The organism is Pantoea sp. Cy-640, from assembly GCF_011752635.1.
Lineage (GTDB): Bacteria > Pseudomonadota > Gammaproteobacteria > Enterobacterales > Enterobacteriaceae > Pantoea > Pantoea dispersa.
In genome coordinates, this window is the sequence record NZ_VWXB01000010.1 from 69,489 (window position 1) to 92,710 (window position 23,222).

Here is a 23,222-nt window from a genome sequence, read left to right on the forward strand (position 1 = left end):
ATGCGGTTTTTGCACAGGGATAAAATGCCAGGAGTCGCCAGGCCACAATTATGACCAAATACAGCCTGCGGGCGCGAATGATGATTCTGATACTGGCGCCGACGCTGATGATTGGCCTGCTGCTCAGTACCTTCTTCGTGGTGCACCGCTACAACGAACTGCAGCACCAGGTGCGCGATGCCGGCGCTAACATTATCGAACCGCTGGCGGTGTCGAGCGAGTACGGCATGACGTGGCATAATCGTGATGCGATTCGCGAGCTGGTCAGCCTGCTGCATCGCCGTCATTCCGATATTGTCCGTGCCATTACGGTTTTCGACAACAACAATCACATCTACGTCAGCTCCAATAACAACCAGAACCTCGCGCTGCTGCAAAAAGCCGATATTTCCACGCTGGCGGATGGCGTGTCGGTGGAGCGACACGGCAACCTGATGGTGCTGCGCACGCCAATCATCTCTGAACGCTATTCGGTGGACGAACTGCCGGGAGAAGACGCCAAGCCGGCAGGCAATCCGCTGGGTTATGTAGCGATTGAGCTGGATCTGCAGTCGGTGCGGCTGGAGCAGTATAAAGAGGTGTTTGTCGCCACGCTGCTGCTGCTGTTCTGCCTGTGTATCGCCATGCTGTTTGCCTATCGACTGATGCGCGACGTCACCGGCCCGATCCGCAATATGGTTACCACCGTGGACCGCATCCGGCGTGGACAGCTCGACAGCCGCGTGGATGGCTATATGCTGGGCGAGCTGAGCATCCTGAAAAACGGCATCAACGCCATGGCGATGTCGCTCACTGCCTACCATGAAGAGATGCAGCAGAACATCGACCAGGCAACCTACGATCTGCGCGAAACGCTGGAGCAGCTGGAGATTCAGAACGTCGAGCTGGACCTGGCGAAAAAGCGCGCCCAGGAAGCGGCACGCATCAAGTCGGAGTTTCTCGCCAATATGTCGCACGAGCTGCGCACGCCGCTCAATGGCGTGATTGGCTTTACCCGCCAGATGCTGAAAACCGGGCTGAGCACCAACCAGCGTGATTACATGAGCACCATTGAGCGTTCGGCCAATAACCTGCTGAGCATCATTAACGACGTGCTCGATTTCTCCAAACTGGAAGCCGGTAAGCTGGTGCTGGAGTCGATCCCGTTCCCGCTGCGCGCCACGCTGGATGAAACGCTGGTGCTGCTGGCACCGTCCGCGCATGAGAAAGGCCTTGAGATCACCGTGTGCCTCGAGAAACAGGTGCCGGATAATGTGATTGGCGATCCGCTGCGTCTGCAGCAAATTCTGATCAACCTGATTGGCAACGCCATCAAATTCACCGAGCGCGGCCACATTGATCTGCGCGTCGAGCTGCGTCATCTCAGCATCACGCGGGCGGAACTGGAGATTCAGGTGCACGATACCGGCATCGGTATCTCTGAGCAGCAGCAGTCGCAGCTGTTCCAGGCATTTCGTCAGGCGGACGCCAGTATTTCGCGCCGTCACGGCGGTACCGGTCTTGGCCTGGTGATTACGCAGAAACTGGTGCACGAAATGGGCGGTGAGATCGCCTTCCACAGCCGGCAGAATCAGGGCTCCACCTTCTGGGTACAGGTACATCTGGATCTCAATCCTAACGCACCGGCGATTCCACGCATGCTGGACGATCTGCACGCCACGCCGCTGGCTTATATCGAACCCCATCCGGCGGTGGCGAAAGCGGTTCAGGAGATGCTGAGCATTACGCCTCTGCAGGTGCAGCACTTTGCCAGCCTTGACGATCTGCCCGACGCCCATTTCCCGCTGCTGCTGATGGGGCTGCCGGTCAGCGATCCGCATCCGGCTACGCTGTCCGATGCGCTGATTGCCCGCCTGCGCGCGCACGCCGACTCCGTGCTGCTGGCGCTGCCAAGCGAAATGATGCTGTTCGCTGACGATTTGCGCGCGCGCGGTATCGCCGGCTGCATTGCCAAACCGGTGTCGCTGACGCGATTGCTGCCGATGCTGCTCGATCTCAACATGCGTCACAGCGACGCCGCCCCGCGCGGCGTAAGACAGCCGCTGACGGTGATGGCGGTGGATGATAATCCGGCCAACCTGAAGCTGATCGGCGCATTGCTGGAGGAGCAGGTCCAGAACATCATTCTGTGCGACAACGCCAGTCAGGCGATTCATCAGGCGCGGCAGCAGCGGCTGGACGTGATCCTGATGGATATTCAGATGCCGGACATCGACGGCATCCGCGCCAGCGAGATCATCCGCAGCCTGCCACAGCACGCCAGCACGCCGATTGTCGCGGTCACGGCGCATGCGCTGGATGGCGAACGTGAGCAGTTAATCGCCGCCGGCATGAATGACTATCTCGCCAAACCGATTGATGAGGACAAGCTGAAGCAGCTGCTGCAGCGCTATGCGCCGGGCAGCGTGGCGAGCGCGGTGCGACAACCGGCTATCGCGCCCTCACTCGACTGGGCGCTGGCGCTGCGCCAGGCGGCGAATAAAGCCGAGCTGGCGCGCGATCTGCTGCAGATGCTGCTGGATTTTCTGCCGGAAGTGGAGCAGCGCGTGGCGCAGTGTATGGCGCAGAATGACGTCGATGGGCTGCGCGAGATTATCCACAAGCTGCACGGCAGCGCCAGCTACAGCGGCGTGCCGCGGCTGAAACAGCTGTGTCAGCAGCTGGAGAAGAGTCTGCATCAGGAGAGCGATATCGCAGCGCTGGAACCAGAACTGCTGGAGCTGAGCGACGAGATAGCGAATGTGGCGCGCGAAGCGCGTCAGGTGCTGCGCGTGGTGTAGTGAGGGTTGTGGGGTGTGCGCTGGGCCCTCACCCCAGCCCTCTCCCGCACGCGGGAGAGGGGGCTGATGGTGCAAAGATTTGGATTTCGCGCTGTTCCTCTGGATCGCGCCGGACGGTTCCCTCTCCCGCCGGGAGAGGGTTAGGGTGAGGGGAAAACCGCACCGCCTCCCCCTACAACCCCTGCCCCACCTTGATCGTGGCAGCGACGTTCCTTGCCGTCAGGCGGACATTCTGCGCGGCATTGGCCAGCGCCTCTTCCAGCGAACAGATACCCGACAGCACGCTGTACACCGCGTCGATCCCGTGCTGATGCACCACACCGACATCCGCCGTCAGGCTGCCGGCAATACCGATCACCGGCTTATTGAACTGCTTCGCCACCTGCGCCACGCCAACCGGCACTTTGCCGTTGACTGACTGACTGTCGATGCGCCCTTCACCGGTAATCACCAGATCGGCATCCTGCACCTGCTGCGCCAGTCCCAGCGCTTCGGTGACAATCTCAATGCCGCGCCGCAGTTCCGCTTGGCAAAACGCATGCAGCGCCGCGCCCATGCCGCCGGCAGCGCCACCGCCGGCGATGTGCAGCACATCAATATCCAGATCGCGCTGAATAATCGCGGCGTAATGGCCGAGCGCGGCATCCAGCTGATGCACCAGCTGCGGCGTTGCCCCCTTCTGCGGGCCAAAAATCGCCGACGCCCCCTCTTCGCCAATCAGCGGATTGGTCACGTCGCACGCCACTTCAATGCGGCACTGCAGCAGGCGCGGATCCAGATCGGCGATCTCAATCTTCGCCAGCTGCGGCAGTGCCCCGCCGCCGTAGCCAATCCCGCTGCCGTCGCTGTCCAGCAGCCGGGCACCGAGCGCCTGTACCATGCCGGCACCGCCGTCGTTAGTGGCGCTGCCGCCGATGCCGATGATGATGTGATCGACGCCGCGATCCAGCGCGTTTTTGATCAGTTCACCGGTACCGTAGGAAGTGGTGATCAGCGGATCGCGCTGTGCCGCAGGCACCAGCTCCAGCCCGCTGGCCGCCGCCATCTCAATAAAGGCAGTACGCGCATCACCGGATAATCCGTAAAACGCGTCGACCGGCTCGCCGAGCGGCCCGGTCACCGTCAGTCTGACGATGTTGCCCTGGGTTGCCGCCACCATTGCTTCAACCGTGCCTTCTCCGCCGTCGGCGACCGGTATTTTGACATAGTCAGCGGCGGGGAAAATTTCGCGAAATCCCGCTTCTATCGCGGTAGCCACTTCCAGGGCGGACAAACTCTCTTTGTATGAATCCGGTGCGATGACAATTTTCATAGGCAATCCGAGCGCGGTAGGTGACGGAAATCCGTCTGGCTAAGGCAGTACAGCGTCCGGCATCCGCAGACACCGGACGCGGGCACTACCGGGTGATCTCAACTTTGGCTAATTTTTCATAATAGCAAGCCAGCGCGCTATGATCGGACGTACCCTGCCCGTCGACTTTTAGCGCCTGCATCATCTCCATCACCGCTGCGGTCAGCGGCAGATGTGCGCCTATGCCGTGTGAGGTATCAAGCGCATTGGCTAAGTCCTTGATATGCAAATCGATACGGAAGCCAGGCTTAAAGTTGCGATCCAGCACCATGGGCGCTTTGGCATCCAGCACGGTGCTGCCCGCCAGACCGCCGCGAATCGCCTGGTAAACCAGTTCCGGATTGACGCCGGCTTTGGTGGCCAGCGACAGCGCTTCTGACATCGCGGCAATGTTAAGCGCCACAATCACCTGGTTGGCCAGTTTAGTGACGTTGCCCGCGCCGATATCGCCGGTGTGCACCACCGAACCGGCCATCGCCTTAAGAACATCGTAGCACTGATCAAACAGCGCTTTATCACCGCCAACCATTACCGACAGCGTGCCTTCAATCGCTTTTGGCTCACCGCCGCTCACCGGCGCATCCAGCATTCTGATGCCTTTTTCTGCCAGCGCATCATGCACTTCGCGGCTGGCCAGCGGCGCGATGGAGCTCATGTCGATCACCACCAGCCCCGGCTTCGCCCCTTCGATGATGCCGTTCTCGCCCAGACACACCTCTTTTACCTGCGGTGAGTTCGGCACCATGGTGATCACCACGTCAACCTGCGCGGCCAGCTCTTTCGGCGTTTTCGCCACGGTGGCACCCAGCTCCACCAGTTCGGCTTCGTTGCTGGCGTTGTGGTCGCGCACCACCAGGGTGTAACCGGCTTTCACCAGGTTTTTACTCATCGGTTTGCCCATGATGCCGAGGCCGATAAATCCAATTTTCATTGCCTTTCCCCTTCGTCAGTTACTGCTTAAATTTGTCGCACAGCGCCTGCGTGGCGTGGCGGAAAACACCCAAATCGCTGCCGACGGCAACAAAGCTGGCACCCCATTCGAGATAACGGCGTGCGTCAGCCTCCACCGGCGCCAGAATCCCGCTCGGCTTACCGGCGGCTTTGGCGCGCTCAAGGATGTAACGGATCACTTTCAGCACTTCCGGATGCGCCGGCTGGCCGAGATAGCCCAGCGCCGCTGACAGATCGCCCGGGCCGACAAAGATGCCGTCTACGCCGTCAACCGCCGCGATGGCGTCAATGTTGTCCACCGCCTGCTGGGTTTCGATTTGCACCAGCACGGTGATGTTGTCATTGATGGTGGCGTTGTAGTCCGCCAGCGTGCCGTACATGTTGCTGCGATGCGAAACCGACACGCCGCGAATACCGGCTGGCGGATAGCGGGTCGATGCCACCGCGCGCGCCGCCTCTTCTGCGGTTTCCACAAACGGAATCAGGAAGTTATAGAAGCCAATATCCAGCAGACGCTTGATGATGATCGGCTCATTGCACGGCGGTCGTACCACCGGCGCGCTCGGGCTGCCTTTCAGCGCCATCAGCTGCGGAATAAAGGTGGTGATGTCGTTCGGCGCGTGTTCGCCGTCCAGCACCAGCCAGTCAAAGCCCGCCAGCCCCAGCACTTCCGTGGTGAGAGGATTGGCAAGGGCGCACCAGCTGCCAATCAGGGTTTCCCCTGCCAGCAAACGACGACGAAAAGGGTTGGGCCAGGCATTGCTCATGATCTCTACTCCTGTTATTTAGCACCGTCGCCCGCGGGCGCGCGGAATAAAATCAGCGCACCAGGCACGGACGCTTGTTATCAAATGTCCAGTTCGGCACGAGGAACTGCATCGCCTGCGCATCGTCGCGCGCGCCCAGTCCATACTGCTGATACAGCGCATGGGCCTGCATCACCTGATCCATGTCCAGTTCGACGCCAAGGCCCGGCTTCTGCGGCACCTGCACCATGCCGCCCTTGATCTGCAACGGCTCTTTGGTCAGGCGCTGATTGCCCTCCTGCCAGATCCAGTGGGTGTCGATGGCGGTAATGGCGCCCGGTGCGGCGGCGGCCACATGGGTGAACATCGCCAGCGAAACATCGAAATGGTTGTTGGAGTGCGAACCCCAGGTCAGGCCGAAGTCGTGACACATCTGCGCCACGCGCACCGAGCCCTGCATGGTCCAGAAGTGCGGATCGGCCAGCGGAATATCGACCGACTGCAGCGACAGCGTGTGGCCCATCTGGCGCCAGTCGGTAGCGATCATATTGGTGGCGGTGGGCAGACCGGTGGCGCGCCGGAACTCGGCCATCACTTCACGTCCGGAGTAACCCTGTTCAGCGCCGCATGGATCTTCTGCATAAGCCAGCACGCCTTTCAGCTGTTTACCGAGCAGGATGGCCTCATTCAGCGACCAGGCGCCGTTGGGATCGAGCGTCACGCGCGCCTGCGGGAAACGCTTCGCCAGTGCGGTTACCGCTTCGGCCTCTTCACCGCCGCGCAGTACGCCACCTTTCAGTTTGAAATCGTTAAAGCCATATTTTTCGTAGGCGGCTTCTGCCAGGCGCACCACCCCGTCCGGCGTCAGCGCTTCCTCATGCCGCAGGCGATACCAGTCGCACGGATCATCGGTCTGGCTCTGATACGGCAGTGACGTTTTGCGGCGATCGCCGACGTAAAACAGGTAGCCGAGCATCTCGACGCGGTCACGCTGCTGTCCTTCGCCCAGCAGCGACGCCACGTTGACGCCCAGATGCTGGCCGAGCAGATCCAGCAGCGCCGCTTCGATGCCGGTCACCACGTGAATGGTGGTGCGCAGGTCAAAGGTCTGATTGCCGCGCCCACTGGCATCGCGATCGGCAAAGGTGGTGCGTACCAGGGTGAGGATATTTTTGTACTCGCCGACGGTTTTTCCGGTGACCAGCGCCGCCGCGTCTTCCAGCGTCTGACGAATTTTCTCGCCGCCGGGGATCTCGCCCACGCCCGTGTGGCCGGCGTTATCTTTCACAATCACGATATTGCGGGTAAAAAACGGCGCGTGGGCACCGCTCAGATTCAGCAGCATGCTGTCGTAACCGGCCACCGGAATGACCTGCATTGCTGTAATTTTCGGGGTGTGACTCATTTCCTGCTCCTTATGCATGGCGGCGTCCAAAAGCCGGACGCTTGCGGTCGAACGACCATCCGGGAACCAGATATTGCATTGCCGTGGCGTCATTACGTGCGCCTGCCGGCAGCGATTGATACAGGGCGTTAGCCTCACGCAGGCGATCCCAGTCCAGTTCAACGCCGAGGCCGGGTTTATCCGGCACGGCAATTTTGCCGTTGCGGATCTGCAGCGGCTCTTTAGTCAGACGCTGGTCGCCCTCCTGCCAAATCCAGTGGGTATCGATGGCGGTCGGTTTACCCGGTGCCGCTGCGCCGACGTGGGTAAACATCGCCAGCGAAATGTCGAAGTGATTATTGGAGTGGCAGCCCCAGGTCAGCCCCCACTCATCACACAGCTGCGCCACGCGTACCGCGCCGCTCAGCGTCCAGAAGTGCGGGTCGGCCAGCGGAATATCGACCGCGTTGAGCATCACCGCGTGGTTCATCTCACGCCAGTTGGTGGCGATCATATTGGTGGCGACCGGCAGACCGGTGGCGCGGCGAAACTCGGCCATGACTTCGCGCCCGGAATATCCCTGCTCGGCACCGCACGGATCTTCGGCATAGGTCAGCACCTCATGCAGGCCTTTGCACAGCGCGATGGCTTCATCCAGATGCCAGGCGCCGTTGGGATCGACGGTGATGCGCGCGTCCGGGAAACGCTGCTTCAGTGCTACCGCAGAAGCGATCTCCTGCTCGCCCGGCAGCACGCCGCCTTTCAGTTTGAAATCTTTGAAGCCGTACCTGTCCTGCGCCGCTTCGGCTAAGCGCACCACCGCGTCCGGCGTCAGCGCCTCCTGATGGCGCAGGTGATACCAGTCGTGACCGGCCGCGTCGCCGCTCTGATACGGCAAATCAGTTTTACGCCGATCGCCAATGTAAAACAGGTAGCCCAGCACCGTGACCTCATCGCGCTGCTGACCTGGTCCCAGCAGCTCGGCCACTGGCACGCCGAGGCACTGGCCGAGCAGGTCGAGCAGCGCCGCTTCAAGCGCCGCTACCGCATTGACCCGCAGCTCAAACGTCCAGGCGCCGTTGCCGAAGGTATCGAAATCCGCCGACTGGTTACCTTTGTGCACCTGCTGCACCAGCCGGTTCATGCGCGCCACCTGCTGCCCTTTCACCTGCGGTATTGCCGCGACCAGCGTCTGATAAATGGTTTCACCGCCCGGCGCTTCGCCGACGCCGGTGTGACCGGCGCTGTCGGTCAGCACCACGATATTGCGGGTGAAGCAGGCGCTGTGCGCGCCGCCGATGTTGAGCAGCATGCTGTCGTAACCCGCCACCGGGATCACCTGCATGTCGGTAATCACCGGGGAACTTTGCGTATTCATATTCGGTTCCTTATGAACGGGGTTTGAGTTCGACACGTTTGATATCGCCGGTTATCACCAGGAAGCTGAACGCCGCCACAAACGCATGGATGCCGACATAAATCAGCGCCCCTTCAAACGAACCGCTGGTGGCAATGATGTAACCAATGGCAATCGGCGTGACGATGCCAGAGAAGTTACCGAACATATTGAACAGGCCGCCGCTCAGGCCGCTGATCTCTTTGGGTGCGGTATCGGCCATCACCGCCCAGCCCAGCGCGCCAATGCCTTTACCAAAGAACGCCAGCGCCATAAACAGCACCACCACCCATTCGGTTTCGGTGTAGTTACACATCACCATGCTGATGGAGAGCAGCATGCCGATGACAATCGGGGTTTTACGCGCGATGTTCAGCGAGCCGGTTTTACGCATCAGGTAATCTGAAATCACGCCGCCCAGCACGCCGCCGAGGAAGCCGCAGATGGCGGGAATCGAGGCGATCATGCCGGCTTTAAGAATCGACATGCCGCGCGCCTGCACCAGATACACCGGGAACCAGGTAATAAAGAAGTAGGTCAGGGCGTTAACGCAGTACTGCCCGAGATAGATCCCCCACATCATGCGGGTGGAGAGCAGTTGCTTAATTTGGAACCACTTCTCATCCCAGCTCACTTTACGCTCGGCTTTCTTCGCATCCATGTTAATCAGCGCACCGCCCTGCTCCATGTACTCCAGCTCGGCTTTGTTCACGCCAGGGTGATCGTTCGGGTCATGAATCACTTTTAGCCAGATAAAGCTGAGAATGATGCCCAGCCCGCCCATGAACCAGAACACGTGCGCCCAGCCCACCTCGGCCACCAGCCAGCCCATGATCGGTGCGAAAATCACCGTGGCGAAGTACTGGGCGGAGTTAAAGATGGCGACGGCGGTACCGCGCTCCTGCGCCGGGAACCAGGCAGCAACAATACGGCTGTTACCCGGGAAAGATGGCGCTTCCGCTAGCCCCACCATGAAGCGCAGCAGGAACAGCGACACCACAATGCCGAAGCCGCTAAAGATGTCGACAAAGCCCTGCAGCAGGGTAAACAGCGACCACAGGAAGATGCTCCAGAAATAGACACGTTTGGAGCCGAAGCGGTCCAGCAGCCAGCCGCCAGGAATCTGACCAATAACGTACGCCCACGAGAAGGCGGAGAAGATGTAGCCGAGGCCGACGGAATCGAGACCGATCTCCTTCGACATCGCCGAACCGGCAATCGAAATGGTGGCCCGGTCACCGTAGTTGAACGAGGTGACGATAAATAACATCACCACAATCCAGTAACGGGCGTTGGTGCGCTTTTGCACCGCTGCCGCTGTCTGGCTGTAACTATTCATGATGCACTCCTGAAATATAGCGAACGCTACATTCACTCTGACTGCATACACATCGCGTTGGGTATCAGAATGATGTTGGGTTAAACACGGCGATTGTTGTTATGGCAAAACGATGATGCGTCGTGACGAATAACCAAACGTCGAAGAACGGCAATCAGTATAGGAACAGCATCACCGCGAAACACTGGAGGAACGCCCGAGGATAATCATCAATCCGGCACGATTTTGTGGCATTTGCCCATAACGCTGCGGCGTGGCTCACGGAACCCGCCATCCAGCCGCCAGATTGCTGCAAAAGTGAACAGCAAGCGTACGCTTTGTGAGGCTCTTCACTTGCGTTTGGTAAAACGAACCAAACTGCGCGCCGATCGCGGCACAAAGCCAGTCAGTTGCACAATGCGCGGGTGAATACCCCTGCTTATACTGAGGCTGGCAAATAACGATGATGTGACGGACGTGATTTCAACCGCACCGCTATGACCGGTGCGACGAACCGGAAGGTGAGCAATGAACCGACCTCTGACAGACAAACCGCGCTACATTAAAGTGCACGACGCCGATAACGTGGCGATAGTGGTCAACGATCAGGGATTGCCCGCAGGCAGCCGCTTTGATGACGGTCTGCAACTGACTGAGCATGTGCCGCAGGGGCACAAAGTGGCGCTGAGCGATATCGCCCTGCATGGCGACATCGTGCGTTACGGTGAAGTGATTGGCACAGCGCTGCGCCCGATTGCGCGCGGCAGCTGGATTGAGGAGTCGCTGGTGGCGCTGCCCGCCGCCCCACCGCTGGCCAGCCTGCCGCTGGCAACCAACGTGCCGCCGCCTCTGCCGCCGCTGGACGGCTACACCTTTGAAGGCTATCGCAACGCCGACGGCAGCGTCGGCACGCGCAATCTGCTCGGCATCACCACCAGCGTGCACTGCGTGGCGGGCGTGGTGGATTACGTGGTGCAGCTGATTGAGCGCGATTTGCTACCGCGCTATAGCAACGTCGACGGGGTGGTGGCGCTCAACCATTTATATGGCTGCGGCGTGGCGATCAACGCACCGGCGGCGGTGGTGCCGATTCGCACCATTCACAATCTTGCGCTGAATCCTAATTTTGGCGGCGAAGTGATGGTGGTGAGCCTCGGCTGCGAGAAATTACAGCCGGAGCGCCTGCTCACCGGTACACCGGACGTACAGGCCATTTCGCTGGATGAGCGCGATATCGTGCGCCTGCAGGATGAGCGTCACGTGGGCTTTGGCGCGATGGTCGATGAAATTCTGCAGGTGGCCGAGCGCCATCTGAAAAAACTCAACCAGCGTCAGCGCGAAACCTGCCCGGCGTCAGCGTTGGTGGTCGGCACCCAGTGCGGCGGCAGTGATGCGTTTTCCGGCGTGACGGCCAATCCGGCGGTTGGCTTTGCCTCGGATCTGCTGGTGCGCTGTGGTGCGACGGTGATGTTCTCGGAAGTGACCGAGGTACGCGATGCGATCCATCTGCTGACACCGCGTGTGGTAAACGAAGCGGTGGGCAAACGGCTGCTGGAGGAGATGGCGTGGTACGACGATTATCTGAGCCAGGGGCAAACCGACCGCAGCGCGAATCAGTCGCCGGGCAATAAAAAAGGTGGCCTGGCCAATGTGGTAGAAAAAGCGCTGGGCTCAATTGCCAAATCCGGCCGCAGCCCGATTGTCGAAGTGCTGTCACCCGGACAGCGCCCGACGCAGCGCGGGCTGATTTACGCCGCCACGCCGGCCAGCGATTTTGTCTGTGGCACCCAGCAGATGGCTTCCGGCATTACGCTGCAGGTGTTCACCACCGGGCGCGGCACGCCTTACGGCCTGGCGGCGATTCCGGTAATCAAAATGGCGACGCGCAGCGCGCTGGCAAACCGCTGGCACGATTTAATGGATATCAATGCCGGCACCATCGCGACGGGTGAAGAGAGTATTGAACAGGTCGGCTGGCGGCTGTTTGAGCTGATTCTGGATATCGCCAGCGGACGTAAACAGACGTGGTCAGATCGCTGGGGAATCCGTAATCAGCTGGCGGTATTCAATCCGGCACCGGTGACGTGATGTGCAAAATTAACTTTCGGCGCGCTCGGTTCCCTCTCCCGCCTGCGGGAGAGGGTTAGGGTGAGGGCCTGATTTATAACAACTTACCCCAGCTCTCCACCCACGGCGTGGTCACTGACTCTGGCTCCGGATTTTCCGTCGCATCCACCAGCAGCACCTCGCCAATACGCTGCGCCTGCTGCTCCTGCAGCGTGGCATCAAAGGTCTTACCGGCCCCGCAGAAATGGTCGTAACTGCTGTCGCCTAAAGCGATCACGCCATAGCGCAGCTCAGGCTGATAGCCCAGTTCATCGCGCACCTGCACATACAGCCGCGCGATATTGTCCGGAAAATCGCCCTGCCCGGTGGTCGAGGTAACAATTAACGCGACCTCTTTGCTGTAAGCCTGCCAGTCGGCCAGTGACGGATCTTCAAACACCTTCACCTCATGCCCCTGCGCTTCCAGCACCGGCTGCGCCTCTTCGGCAACCAGCAGCGCGTTGCCGTATACCGTACCTGTAAAAATGCCAATCTTTGCCATTTTGCCGCTCCTTTATTCTGTCGGCTTATCCTGGACTGCCTCAGCGGCAAACTCAACCCTCGGCACCTCGGGCAGTTGCTGCTGCCAGCCAAACGATTGCAGCATCTGCTGCCAGACACGATCCAGCCCGGCGCGAATCACCAGCGGTTCGCCGGTCACCGGATGCGTTAGCGCCAGCGCACTGGCGTGCAGCATCAGGCGATCCATGCCAAAGTGGGCCGCGGCACCGCGGTTCTGCCGCAGATCGCCGTGCGAGCTGTCACCAATAATCGGATGACGCAGGTGCGCCATATGGCGCCGCAGCTGATGCTTGCGCCCGGTGTGCGGCGACAGCTCAACCAGCGTATAACGTGCGCTGGGGTACTTGCCGATAGCCACCGGCAGTTCCGCCTGCGCCAGCGCGCGATAATCGGTGACCGCCGGCTGCGGCGCGCGTGGTTCCGTGACAAACTTGTCGGCAATTTTATCCAGCTCTTCCACCAGCGGATAATCCAGCGTTGCGCTACCGTCCAGCCAGCCGCGCACCACTGCATGATAGGTCTTCTGTATCTGATGCTGCTCAAACTGCTGCGCCAGCAGCCGCCCGATTTCGCTGGAGAGCCCCATCAGCAGCACGCCAGACGTGGGACGATCGAGGCGATGCGCGGTAAATACGTGCTGACCAATCTGATCGCGCACCGTCTGCATCACCACCACTTTCTCTTTGCGATCGAGCCAGCTGCGGTGCACCAGCCAGCCCGCCGGTTTATTCACCGCAACCAGCCATGCATCCTGATAAATGATCTCCAGCATCAGGCGTCCGGCGGCGCAAACAGCGCATCAAGCTGGCTGAGCGTCAGCAGCAGCGCTGCATGGCCCGGCGTGGTGGGTGGCAGGGCCATCTCATAATAAGGCGTAACGGCGAAGTTTTGCGGCAGCGCGGCGCCGGCGTCAAGCAGCGCCTGCATGCGCGGCAGCAGGACCCACTGCAGCCATTCGAGCGGCTGCAGGGTATCAAGACAGAAAGGTTGCGTGCTATTAAAGGCTTCCGCCGTCGGGGCGTGCGTCTGCCAGTGGCCGTGTTCGCGCATCACCGCTTCGACCTGCTGCAGCCGCTGAATAATCAGGTGCGTCGACATACGCTACCTCCGCGTCAAAAAGGGGCGGCAAGCATATCATTAGTGGGTGCGCGCGCAAAAACGGCATAAAAAAAGGGAGCACTGTGATTACAGTGCTCCCGGTTCGTTTGCAGCATTCCCGCCACCGCTGTGCTCCCTGCTCATCCATGACAACTGTTCCTGCGCTTTCCGTCGCCTGTCATCGTGACATTGGTCCTTAGCATCCTGGCCCGCCACATCCCGCGTGGCTCTCATTCTCCATCCTGGAGGTGTCCTTTACTCACTCCGGAGTGTCCTGCTTCATCCTGAAGCCTTCCCTGTGACGTAAACTCCGTTACGTTCCTGCCGCCTGGCTGACATTCTCCTGAACGTCTCTCAATCCGTGGCTTCCTGCCAGTGGTGACTATTCTGGCAGAAACCATCGCAATAACAAGTCAGTAAGCGCCGTTAAACGATTAAGCCATGTCTGTATTTTCGGATTGATGCCATAACTGCATGATTCACAATATTTTTACATTGCGGACTTCCGGAAGTCTGCGCAATGTTCTGGCGATCTCGCACAACAGTTGTGAGAGATCTCTTACAAAGGCTGCGAGAAAAGTCTGCAACTCACGAACTAACCGGTTGTAAAGCATTAAGAAATGTCTGAATATCCACCGCCAGTTTCTGCCGCTTCTTCGTACCCGGCTGCTCCATGATCACTTCGCCGGTCAGATTACACACCGCGATAACATCCTGCTCCGAATCTGTCGTGGCGATAAACAGCGTCGGGCTCTGTTTCAGACGGCGCTTCATCACCAGATGACCAATCAGGTTCTCCTGCAGGCGGGTAAAATCGTCCTCGCTCCACACCTGCAGCAGCGTCAGCGGCTGCTGTGCAAACTGCGCGTGCATGTCGCCGGCAAATTGCGTGGTATAGAACGTGGTGAGGTCCGGCTGCAGCTGAATATCCAGTGCGCGCTCAACGGCTGCCAGCGAGGCTGGCACGGTAAAGTCCTGCGGCTGCCACAGGACGCGCTCATCCAGTTCACTGATGATGCAGGACGACGGCACGCCGTACAGCTCGGCGCTGGCGGGAAAATGGCCGTGCTGCTGCTGCCAGTGCGCTACATAACGGGCGGTAAAATCGCGCAGGGCCTCTGCGGTTTGCTGCATCATTCATCTTCTCGCTGGTGATCGGTTACACTGACTCCCTTTGATGGATTTTAGTGGTAACCGTTATGTCTTCTGAAAACCGGGATACGGCGCTGAGCGGCCTGACTTTGGGTAAGCCCACCGCGTATGTTGATCGCTACGATAACACGCTGCTGCAGGCGGTGCCGCGCAGCCTGAATCGCGAGCCGCTCGGGCTCTATCCCGACAACCTGCCGTTCCACGGCGCAGATATCTGGACGCTGTATGAACTCTCCTGGCTAAACAGCAAAGGCGTGCCGCAGGTCGCGGTCGGCGAAGTGGTGCTAAGCGCCGACAGCGTGAATCTGATCGAGTCCAAAAGCTTCAAACTCTATCTTAACAGCTTTAACCAGACGATTTTCGCCGACTGGGGCGCCGTGCGGCAAACGCTGGAGCGCGATCTCAGCGCCTGCGCTAACGGCCAGGTCAGCGTGGCGCTGTTTCGCCTGAGCGAAGTGGAAGGTCAGCCGATCGGGCACTTCGCTGGCGATGTCATCGACGAGCAGGATATCACCATCAGCGATTACGGCTTTAACGCTGATTACCTCGCCAGCGCAACGGGCAGCGAAGTGGTTGAAGAGACGCTGGTCAGCCATCTGCTGAAATCGAACTGTCTGATCACCAATCAGCCGGACTGGGGTTCAGTGATGATCCGCTATCAGGGCCCGCGTATCGATCGCGAAGCGCTGCTGCGCTATCTGATTTCGTTCCGCCAGCACAATGAGTTTCACGAGCAGTGCGTCGAGCGTATTTTTAACGATATTCAGCGCTTTTGTCAGCCAGCAGCATTAACCGTCTACGCGCGCTACACGCGGCGCGGCGGGCTGGATATCAATCCGTGGCGCAGCAATGTTCCCTTCACGCCGGGCTACTCCCGCCTGGTGCGCCAGTAACAGATTGCGAGATGTCTCGCAGGCCGCCGCACGGATGCGCGGTTCCACTTGAGCATTCGCGGCCGACAACGGTACTCTGGTACAGGCGCGAGGGCGACAGCGTGCTTACCGAAGGATTTTCGTCACTGCGCTCAACGGGTTAAGCGCAGCGTCATCAGTCACGCATTTGCGTGTAAAGGAGTTCTCTTGATTACACATATCAGCCCGCTTGGCTCAATGGATCTGCTCTCCCAGCTGGAAGTCGACATGCTGAAGCGCACTGCCAGCAGCGATCTCTACCAACTGTTTCGCAACTGTTCGCTGGCGGTACTCAACTCCGGCAGCCAGACCGACAGTAGCCACGAACTGCTTTCCCGCTTTGAAAACTTTGACATCAACGTGCTGCGCCGCGAGCGCGGCGTGAAACTGGAGCTGATCAACCCGCCGGAAGAGGCATTTGTTGACGGCCGGATTATCCGTTCGCTGCAGGCGAACCTGTTTGCCGTACTGCGCGATATTCTGTTTGTTAACGGTCAGCTCTCAGCGGCGGATCGTTTACAAAATCAGGACGTCACCGACTCCGCGCACATCACCAATCAGGTGTTCTCCATTCTGCGCAACGCGCGCGCGCTGCACGTGGGCGAATATCCCAACACCGTGGTGTGCTGGGGCGGTCACTCCATCAACGCGGTCGAATATCAATATTGCCGCAATGTCGGGACGCAGATGGGCCTGCGCGAACTGAACATCTGTACCGGCTGTGGTCCGGGCGTGATGGAAGCGCCGATGAAAGGGGCGGCGGTAGGCCATGCACAGCAGCGCTATCACGACAGCCGGTTTATCGGCCTGACCGAACCGTCGATCATCGCTGCGGAGCCACCTAACCCGCTGGTGAATGAACTGATCATCATGCCGGATATCGAAAAGCGTCTGGAAGCCTTTGTGCGCATCGCGCACGGCATCGTGATCTTCCCTGGCGGCGTCGGTACAGCTGAAGAGCTGTTATATCTGCTGGGCATTCTGATGAATCCGCAGAACAGCGATCAGGTCCTGCCGCTGATCCTCACCGGGCCAAAAGAGAGCGCCGATTACTTCCGCGTGCTGGATGATTTCATCGTTAATACGCTGGGTGAAGCTGCGCGCCGGCATTACAAAATTATCATTGATGATGCTGCGGAAGTGGCGCGTCTGATGAAGAAAGCCATGCCGCAGGTGAAAGAGTACCGCCGCGAAACCGGCGATGCCTACAGCTTCAACTGGTCGATTCGCATTGCGCCGGATCTGCAGGTGCCGTTCCTGCCAACCCACGAAAATATGGCCAACCTCAAGCTGTTCCCGAATCAGCCAGCAGAAAAACTGGCGGCGGATCTGCGGCGTGCCTTCTCGGGCATCGTGGCCGGTAACGTCAAAGAGATGGGGATCCGCGAAATCCGGGAAAAAGGTCCGTATCAGCTGCAAGGTGATGCCGATCTGATGCACCGCATGGACGAACTGCTGCAGGGCTTCGTCGCGCAGCAGCGCATGAAGCTGCCCGGCAGCGCTTACATCCCCTGCTACGAAATCATCAAATAACCCATCAGGAAGGCAGCCTGCGGGCTGCCGGTATCACTATGTCGCTTCATCTGCTTATTATCGACGCGCTCAATCTGATCCGCCGCCTGCACGCGGTGCAGGGTTCGCCCTGTCGTGAGGCCTGCGTGGCGGCGCTGCATCAGCTGCTGGGCCACACGCGACCAACGCACGTGGTGGCGGTGTTTGACAGCCATGACCGACAGCCTGGCTGGCGTCATCAGTTATTGCCGGACTATAAAGCGGGTCGCCCGCCGATGCCGGACGATTTACAGCAGGAGATGGCCTCGCTGCAGGCGGCCTTTGAGGCCAGCGGTGTCAGTTGCTGGGTTGCCGAACAGGATGAAGCGGACGATCTGGCCGCGACGCTGGCAGTGAAGATGGCCGACGCCGGTCATCAGGCCACCATCGTTTCCACCGATAAAGGTTACTGCCAGCTGCTGGCGCCGAGCATCCGCATCCGCGATTATTTTCAGAAGCGCTGGCTGGACGTACCGTTTATCGAACAGGAGTTCGGCGTTGCGCCGGCCCAGCTGGCGGATTACTGGGGCTTATGCGGTATCAGCAGCAGCAAAATTCCAGGCGTGCCCGGCATCGGACCGAAAAGCGCGCGGGAACTGCTGCTGCAGTTTGGTTCGCTCGAGGCCCTGTATCAGCAGCTGGATCAGGTACCTGAGAAGTGGCAGAAGAAGTTACGCGATCACCGCGCGATCGCGGAGGTGTGCCGACAGGTGTCAACGCTGAAGCGGGATTTGGTGTTGCAGGGAAATTTAAATACCCTGCGGTATCAGGGTCCGGCGCGTCACTGAGGTCGCCATGAATGGCGCCCCTACAGCAGGACGGCAAACCTGAGCTGTTCAGGCTGGTTTCAGTCCCATTCCACAACGATCGCGGGTTTGGTTGCGGCGCAATTTATTGCGCGATGAATCGCGCCGCTACGGGTGAATGCACCTAATTTCTGCGAAATAATTTGTGCCACCGCAGGACGGCAAGCCCGAGCTGGTCAGGCAGGTTTCAGCCCCATTCCACACCGGTTGTGGTTTTGGTAGCGGCGCAATTTATTGCGCGATTAATCGCGCCGCTAAAGGTTAGTGCAGCTAATTTCAGCGAAATAATTTGTGCCACCGCAGGACGGCAAGCCCGAGCTGGTCAGGCAGGTTTCAGCCCCATTCCACACCGATTGCGGTTTTGGTAGCGGCGCAATTTATTGCGCGATGAATCGCGCCGCTACGGGCTGGTGCACCTAATTTCTGCGAAATAATTTGTGCTAGCGCAAGGCGGCAAGCCTGAGAGTCCCCGGGAGCATACATTAGTATGTGACCGGGGCGAGCAGACGCAGCCAACGCCGCGATAGTGCAAAGTATGAAGCAGAAGTTCTGCGAAATAATTTGTGCTGGCACAAGGCGGCAAGCCTGAGAGTCCCCGGGAGCATACATCAGTATGTGACCGGGGCGAGCAGGCGCAGCCAACGCTGCGGTAGTGCAAAGTATGAAGCAGGCGCAGCCAGCGCCGCGGTAGTGCAAAGCATGAAGCAGAACTAGCGTTCGTCGCGCCGTCCGCCGACTGCCGCCCAGATCCGGCGCACATGCACGGTCACTTCTTCGCGGTCGTGATACAGCTGGCGCGCCTGGATCTGCGCGTTTACGCCCTTCTCCTTCAGCGCCGCGTCCATCATTGCCAGGTTCTGCGTAACTTCTTCATAGCGCTTTTTCATTGGCAGCTTGAGGTTGAAGATCGCCTCACGGCACCAGCCGTTGACCAGCCATTCGGTCATCAGGCTGGCGACGCGCACCGGTTTTTCCACCATGTCGCACACCAGCCAGCTGATGTTGCTGCGCGGCGGGCGGAATTTGAAACCGTCTTCGCGGCAGTGCGTAACCTGTCCGGTATCCATCAGGCTCGGCGCCATCGGGCCGTTATCCACCGCGTAGACCCACATGCTGCGCTTCACCAGCTGATAGGTCCAGCCGCCGGGGCAGGCACCAAGATCGACCGCATACATGCCGCTGCCCAGCCGTTCGTCCCACTCATCGGCCGGCACAAACACATGGAATGCTTCTTCCAGCTTTAGCGTAGAGCGGCTTGGCGCATCGGCCGGGAACTTCAGGCGCGGAATGCCCATGTAAAACGGCGAGTTGTTGTGCGGCAGCGAATAACCTACGTAGCAGGTGCCCGGCGCGATAAAGAACACATGCACTACCGGACGTTTATTGCTCTCATAATTCAGCAGGATTTTGCTGTCGCGCAGGCTGGCGCGCAGCGGTACCGTCAGCTTGCGGCAAAATTTGGTCAGCTCTTTGGCTTCATTGGTGTCGGGCACTTCAACACGCAGCTCGCCGCCCTTCTCCACTACGCCGCTCAGCATACCGACAATCGGGGTAATACGATCTTCCGGCGGGAGATCGCGCAGCAGCTCGCCCACCACCAGCATTTGCCGGGCAAAAATCAGCTCCGCGAACGGCAGCGTGGCGATCAGTTTTTCCGCCTCTTCCGGCTGATAGCACTCAAACAGCACGTAACCGGCGTCGTCTTTAACACGTGGAAAACCATAGATTTCACGTTCCGCTGCTTTGGCACTGATTTCTGCCGCACACTCTTTCTCAAATCCCGGACGGCAATAGAGTAAAACTTTATTCATGGCGATCTGCCTTTCGTTTCAGACGCAGCGCGCCAATCAACATCAAAAACCAGCCAATCAGGAAGCACAGGCCTCCAACCGGCGTAACAAACACCCAAAACTTCAGGTGCGACAGCGCCAGACAATACAGGCTGCCGCTGAACAGGACGATACCCAGCGCCATCGCGGCGCTACTCCAGTAAAACCAGATATTGGCGCGACGCAGCATCGCTGCGCCAATACCGATAATCGCCAGCGTATGATACGCCTGATATTCAAGGCCGGTATGGATCCACGCCATCTCGGCCGCGCCGAGCGCTTTGCTCAGCACGTGCGCCCCAAAAGCACCAAACGCCACCAGCAGAAAGCCGCTGATGGCGGCAAATATAAACATGGCACGACTGGACATTCATTTATCCTCAAGGTGAAACCGCACATCACTGTGCGGCAGGCAACGCGTTAGTGATCGTAGCGGAAGCGGAATTTTTCTTGTTCAGTTGCGGCTTTTTCCAGAATCCACTGCCGAAAGGCGGCTATTTTACCCAGTTCTGCCTGGCTGTCATGACAAACCAGATAAAAAGCATTTTTACTCACTAAGACATCGTTGAAAGGACAGACCAGCCGTCCGGCCTCAATTTCACTCTGCGCCATCACGTTATTGGCCAGCGCCACGCCCTGGCCGTGGATCGCCGCCTGCAGCACCATGGCGCTGTGGCTGAAGATCGGCCCCTGCTGAACATTAATGTGCTGCAAGCCCAGCTGACGAATATAGGATTGCCAGTCACGGCGCGAGGCGTCATGCAGCAGCGTGAAATGCGCCAGATCGGCTGGTGATTTGAGCGGATTGTCGCCGGTCAGCAGCAGCGGCGAGCACACCGGCAGCAGATATTCGGCATACAATTTCTCTACCCGCAAACCGGGCCAGTTGCCGCGGCCGTAAAAAATCGCCACGTCGACATCGTCGGCCAGCTTCTCCTCATCACGGTCCACCGCCTGGATACGCACATCAATGCCCGGATAAGCCAGATTAAAGCTGGAAAGGCGCGGAACCAGCCACTGAATGGCGAAACTCGGCAACAGGCTGACGGTGAGAGCCCCTTTGGCACTGCGCGCCTGCAGTTTGCGCGTGGCATCGTTCAGTGCCGAAAAAATCTCTTTGATATCGAGATAGTAGCTTTGACCCTCTTCGGTCAGTAACAGCGAACGATTGCGCCGGCGAAACAGCTTGAGACCAAGAAAATCTTCCAGCGATTTAATCTGATGGCTGACAGCCGCCTGGGTTACAAACAGCTCCTCAGCGGCTTTGGTGAAGCTCAAATGACGGGCCGCAGCGTCGAAGACGCGAAGAGCATTAAGCGGCGGAAGGCGTTTTGACATGGTTTTCCGTACCCGGATTGACAGCGTAACACTGCAACTTATACAAAGTCGTTACGTATTAGATTTTTTAATCCGAGACATTATAATTTGTCCGTTGAGGAAGCTCCAGCAAATACCTATAGTTGCCGCACTTCCTGAGCCGGAACGAAAAGATTTCTGGAAACGTGCGAGAGATCGCAGACTTTTAGAGAGCTTTTGGCTTGTGGTCGTGATGTTGTGTTTGCATTTTGATCTGACGATTGCAGATCAAACTTTTAATTCCTGTAGATTTACCCTGTCTGTCCATAGTGATTTTAAATAGCACCGCAAATTGCGGTGCTTTTTTTTACCTGCTAACCGGGCTTACTGGCCCATTTCCACCATCTCTTTCACATCTGAGCGGTTAATCTGCTGCTCGTTGCCATTGGCATCTTTATAGCTGATCATACCGGTTTCATCGTCAACTTTTGGTTTGCCATCCGCAACAATGGTGCGACCATCATTAGTATGCATGACGTAGTTGCTGGAACAGGCGGCCAGGGTAAAGGCCATGGTGCACACGGCCAGCACTGCGGCGAGTTTATTCATCTTCTATCTCCTTGCAGATTGATTGCATTAAACCACCCGCGTGCGCTGACCAGTGGTAGCAAACAGAGCGATCGACTGGAACAGACCGATTCGTTATGCGGGTTTCGGTTCAAACCTTGCAATAATTAGCATAACGCGCTTTTCCAGCTTTGCCAGGCCACGGCGTGGCTTTCAGCCTGGTCCTAACATCCAAGTAAGTGAGCTGAGTATGACCCATTTCTCTCCTGGCGAGTTTCGTCAGCAGTTTCCCGCGCTGAGCGATGCGGGTGTCTATCTCGACAGCGCTGCCACCGCGCTGAAGCCGCAGGCGGTGATTGACGCGACCGCGCAGTTTTATTCGCTGAGCGGCGGCACCGTCCACCGCAGCCAGTTCGCCGCTGCCCGCGCGCTGACGGCACAGTATGAACAGGCGCGCGCGCGCGTGGCGCACTGGCTGCAGGCGGCGGACGATCGGCAAATCGTCTGGACGCGTGGCACCACGGAAGCCATCAACCTGGTGGCGCACAGCTGGCTGGCACCGCGTCTGCAACCGGGCGACGAGATTGTGGTGAGCGAAGCCGAGCACCACGCCAATCTGGTGCCGTGGCTGATGGTGGCACAGGCCAGCGGTGCGAAAGTGATAAAGTGGCCGATTGGCGCAGACCGGCGGCCGGATATCGCCCTGCTGCCGCAGTTACTTAACGCACGCACCCGGCTGCTGGCGATAGGTCAGATGTCTAACGTGACCGGCGGCTGTCCGGATCTGGCGCAGGCGATTACGCTGGCGCACGGCGTCGGGGCGAAAGTGATGGTGGATGGCGCTCAGGGCGTAGTGCACTGCCCGCCGGATGTGCAGGCGCTGGATATCGACTTCTACGCCTTTTCCGCGCACAAGCTGTACGGTCCGATGGGCACTGGTGTGCTGTACGGCAAAGCGGAGCTGCTGGACGCGATGGCGCCGTGGCAGGGCGGCGGCAAAATGCTGACGCAGGTCGATTTCAGCGGCTTCACGCCGCAGCCGGTGCCGTGGCGCTTTGAAGCAGGCACGCCGAACGTGGCGGGCGTGGTCGGGCTGAGTGCGGCGCTGGACTGGCTGACACAATATGATGCAGGGAAAGCCGAACGCTGGAGCCAGCAGCTGGCCAGCCTTGCCGAAGAGCAACTCAGCGCTATTCCCGGCTTCCGCAGTTTCCGCTGCGGCAGCGCCAGCCTGCTGGCGTTTGATATCGCCGGTATTCACCACAGCGATATCGTGACGCTGCTGGCGGAACAGGGCATCGCGCTGCGCGCCGGCCAGCACTGTGCCCAGCCGCTGATGGCGGCGCTTGGCGTCAGCGGCACGCTGCGCGTCTCATTTGCCCCCTATAATAATCTGCAGGACGTGGACGCGCTGGTGCGCGCCATGCACCATGCCGTAGATTTACTGAGTGAGTAACG

20 protein-coding genes are annotated in these 23,222 nt (G+C 59.1%); 6 read left to right on the top strand and 14 right to left on the bottom strand.

Annotation, left to right across the window (positions count from 1 at the left end):
- Window positions 1-50 precede the first annotated feature (50 nt).
- The gene (gene barA, locus F3J36_RS20665; RefSeq protein ID WP_166720474.1) at window positions 51-2,780 is read left to right on the top strand and encodes a two-component sensor histidine kinase BarA; all 2,730 of its coding nucleotides are present in this window, start codon (window positions 51-53) and stop codon (window positions 2,778-2,780) included.
- A gap of 172 nt (window positions 2,781-2,952) precedes the next feature.
- On the opposite strand, the gene F3J36_RS20670 is transcribed toward barA, so the two are convergent.
- The 6 genes from F3J36_RS20670 to F3J36_RS20695 all read right to left on the bottom strand — a co-directional run bounded on the left by F3J36_RS20670 (window position 2,953) and on the right by F3J36_RS20695 (window position 9,947).
- On the bottom strand, window positions 2,953-4,092 hold the full coding sequence (locus tag F3J36_RS20670; RefSeq protein WP_166720475.1) for a glycerate kinase: 1,140 nt from the start codon (window positions 4,090-4,092) through the stop codon (window positions 2,953-2,955).
- 85 nt (window positions 4,093-4,177) lie between these two features.
- On the bottom strand, window positions 4,178-5,062 hold the full coding sequence (gene garR, locus F3J36_RS20675) for a 2-hydroxy-3-oxopropionate reductase (protein ID WP_058771604.1): 885 nt from the start codon (window positions 5,060-5,062) through the stop codon (window positions 4,178-4,180).
- 19 nt (window positions 5,063-5,081) lie between these two features.
- On the bottom strand, window positions 5,082-5,849 hold the full coding sequence (gene garL / locus F3J36_RS20680) for a 2-dehydro-3-deoxyglucarate aldolase (RefSeq protein WP_021507370.1): 768 nt from the start codon (window positions 5,847-5,849) through the stop codon (window positions 5,082-5,084).
- 52 nt (window positions 5,850-5,901) lie between these two features.
- Window positions 5,902-7,233 carry a glucarate dehydratase gene (gene gudD / locus F3J36_RS20685; protein ID WP_166720476.1) on the bottom strand — a complete coding sequence of 444 codons (1,332 nt, stop codon included), beginning with the start codon at window positions 7,231-7,233 and terminating at the stop codon, window positions 5,902-5,904.
- Between the two features lie 10 nt (window positions 7,234-7,243).
- Entirely contained in the window at window positions 7,244-8,590 is a 1,347-nt protein-coding gene (locus tag F3J36_RS20690; protein WP_125310154.1) for an enolase C-terminal domain-like protein, read from the bottom strand.
- 10 nt (window positions 8,591-8,600) lie between these two features.
- Complete coding sequence (locus F3J36_RS20695; RefSeq protein ID WP_058771607.1) at window positions 8,601-9,947, bottom strand: MFS transporter; 1,347 nt, start codon at window positions 9,945-9,947, stop codon at window positions 8,601-8,603.
- A gap of 507 nt (window positions 9,948-10,454) precedes the next feature.
- On the opposite strand from F3J36_RS20695, the gene garD reads away from it, so the two are divergent.
- Entirely contained in the window at window positions 10,455-12,014 is a 1,560-nt protein-coding gene (gene garD / locus F3J36_RS20700; protein WP_166720477.1) for a galactarate dehydratase, read from the top strand.
- A gap of 73 nt (window positions 12,015-12,087) precedes the next feature.
- On the opposite strand, the gene F3J36_RS20705 is transcribed toward garD, so the two are convergent.
- The 4 genes from F3J36_RS20705 to syd form a co-directional block, all read right to left on the bottom strand.
- The gene (locus tag F3J36_RS20705; protein WP_021507375.1) at window positions 12,088-12,534 is read right to left on the bottom strand and encodes a flavodoxin; all 447 of its coding nucleotides are present in this window, start codon (window positions 12,532-12,534) and stop codon (window positions 12,088-12,090) included.
- Window positions 12,535-12,546: 12 nt separating this feature from the next.
- Complete coding sequence (truC, locus tag F3J36_RS20710) at window positions 12,547-13,326, bottom strand: tRNA pseudouridine(65) synthase TruC (RefSeq protein WP_166720478.1); 780 nt, start codon at window positions 13,324-13,326, stop codon at window positions 12,547-12,549.
- Window positions 13,326-13,652, bottom strand: coding sequence for a YqcC family protein (locus F3J36_RS20715; protein WP_136547242.1), 327 nt, complete (start codon window positions 13,650-13,652; stop codon window positions 13,326-13,328). The genes truC and F3J36_RS20715 overlap by 1 nt, the downstream gene beginning before the upstream one ends.
- Window positions 13,653-14,240: 588 nt before the next feature.
- Window positions 14,241-14,789: a SecY-interacting protein gene (gene syd / locus F3J36_RS20720; RefSeq protein WP_166720479.1), complete on the bottom strand. Its 549-nt coding sequence runs from the start codon at window positions 14,787-14,789 to the stop codon at window positions 14,241-14,243.
- A gap of 62 nt (window positions 14,790-14,851) precedes the next feature.
- Here syd and queF point away from each other — a divergent pair, with 62 nt between their 5' ends.
- From queF to xni, 3 genes are all read left to right on the top strand, one after another.
- A complete protein-coding gene (gene queF, locus F3J36_RS20725) occupies window positions 14,852-15,697 on the top strand; it encodes an NADPH-dependent 7-cyano-7-deazaguanine reductase QueF (protein ID WP_058757052.1) in 846 nt (281 codons plus the stop codon).
- 186 nt (window positions 15,698-15,883) lie between these two features.
- Window positions 15,884-17,248, top strand: coding sequence for a nucleotide 5'-monophosphate nucleosidase PpnN (gene ppnN / locus F3J36_RS20730; RefSeq protein WP_021507381.1), 1,365 nt, complete (start codon window positions 15,884-15,886; stop codon window positions 17,246-17,248).
- A gap of 38 nt (window positions 17,249-17,286) precedes the next feature.
- The gene (gene xni, locus F3J36_RS20735; RefSeq protein WP_021507382.1) at window positions 17,287-18,054 is read left to right on the top strand and encodes a flap endonuclease Xni; all 768 of its coding nucleotides are present in this window, start codon (window positions 17,287-17,289) and stop codon (window positions 18,052-18,054) included.
- Between the two features lie 728 nt (window positions 18,055-18,782).
- On the opposite strand, the gene rlmM is transcribed toward xni, so the two are convergent.
- The 4 genes from rlmM to F3J36_RS20755 all read right to left on the bottom strand — a co-directional run bounded on the left by rlmM (window position 18,783) and on the right by F3J36_RS20755 (window position 21,806).
- Window positions 18,783-19,883, bottom strand: a complete 1,101-nt coding sequence (gene rlmM / locus F3J36_RS20740; RefSeq protein ID WP_021507383.1) for a 23S rRNA (cytidine(2498)-2'-O)-methyltransferase RlmM — start codon at window positions 19,881-19,883, stop codon at window positions 18,783-18,785.
- Window positions 19,876-20,271: a DUF423 domain-containing protein gene (locus tag F3J36_RS20745; protein WP_021507384.1), complete on the bottom strand. Its 396-nt coding sequence runs from the start codon at window positions 20,269-20,271 to the stop codon at window positions 19,876-19,878. The genes rlmM and F3J36_RS20745 overlap by 8 nt, the downstream gene beginning before the upstream one ends.
- Before the next feature lie 50 nt (window positions 20,272-20,321).
- Entirely contained in the window at window positions 20,322-21,239 is a 918-nt protein-coding gene (locus F3J36_RS20750; RefSeq protein ID WP_010616414.1) for a transcriptional regulator GcvA, read from the bottom strand.
- Between the two features lie 342 nt (window positions 21,240-21,581).
- Window positions 21,582-21,806 carry a YgdI/YgdR family lipoprotein gene (locus F3J36_RS20755; RefSeq protein WP_010616412.1) on the bottom strand — a complete coding sequence of 75 codons (225 nt, stop codon included), beginning with the start codon at window positions 21,804-21,806 and terminating at the stop codon, window positions 21,582-21,584.
- A gap of 208 nt (window positions 21,807-22,014) precedes the next feature.
- Between F3J36_RS20755 and csdA the strand changes: the two genes are divergently transcribed.
- Window positions 22,015-23,220, top strand: coding sequence for a cysteine desulfurase CsdA (csdA, locus tag F3J36_RS20760; protein WP_166720480.1), 1,206 nt, complete (start codon window positions 22,015-22,017; stop codon window positions 23,218-23,220).
- The last annotated feature ends 2 nt before the right edge of the window (window positions 23,221-23,222 follow it).